At 42.6% G+C, this 1,100-nt stretch carries 1 protein-coding gene; it reads left to right on the top strand.

Annotation, left to right across the window (positions count from 1 at the left end; genetic code table 11):
• Positions 1–1,100: Rib/alpha-like domain-containing protein (locus tag HMPREF1208_RS12140; RefSeq protein ID WP_016426222.1), on the top strand; the 1,100-nt coding region annotated here is incomplete at both ends.

Consider the following 1,100-nt stretch of genomic DNA (forward strand, 5'->3'; position numbering starts at 1 on the left):
GAAAGTAACGGCGTGAATAAAGATTACGGTACAGGTGTAACAGCAGATGAAGTAATCGGATCAGTGACGGTACCGAACTATCCAGAAGGAAAAGGCACACCGAATATTACAGTAGACAGTCCAGAGCAATTGCCAAATGGAAATGAAGCGGGAACAACAAATGTAGGTGTAACAGTGACGTACCCAGATGGCACAACGGACCATATTACGGTGCCAGTGACAATCGGTGAGCAATCAGATAATGATGCCTACGAGCCACAAAGCAATGGTGTGAACAAAGATTACGGCACAGGTGTGACAACTGAAGATGTGATTAATTCAGTAACAGTGCCTAATTATCCAGAAAATAAAGGGGACTACACTGTAACGGTAGATAATCCAAATGAATTGCCAAATGGAAATGAAGCAGGAACAACAAATGTAGGCGTAACAGTGACATACCCAGATGGCACAACGGATCACATTACAGTACCAGTGACAATTGGCGAACAAGCGGATAATGATGCCTACGAACCGCAAAGTAATGGTGTAAACAAAGATCATGGCACAGGTGTAACAGCTGAAGACATCATTGGATCAGTAACTATTCCAAATTACCCAGAAGGAAAAGAGGTACCAAAAGTTACTATCGATGACCCGTCACAATTACCAGACGGAAGTCAATCAGGTACAACAAATGTAGGTGTGACTGTTACGTATCCAGATGGCACAACAGATCACATTACAGTACCGGTTACAATTGGTGAGCAAGCAGATAATGATGCCTACGAGCCACAAAGCAATGGCGTGAATAAAGATCATGGCACAGGTGTAACAGCTGAAGACATCATTGGTTCAGTAACGATTCCAAATTACCCAGAAGGTAAAGAAACACCAAAAGTTACTATCGATGACCCAACACAATTACCGGATGGTACTCAATCAGGTACAACAAATGTAGGTGTGACTGTTACGTATCCAGATGGCACAACAGATCACATTACAGTACCAGTTACAATTGGCGAACAACCAGACAATGATGCCTACGAACCACAAAGCAATGGTGTAAACAAAGATCACGGTACAGGTGTAACAGTCGAAGATATCATTGGATCAGTAAC

It is taken from the genome of Staphylococcus sp. HGB0015, from assembly GCF_000411275.1.
GTDB classification, from domain to species: domain Bacteria; phylum Bacillota; class Bacilli; order Staphylococcales; family Staphylococcaceae; genus Staphylococcus; species Staphylococcus schleiferi.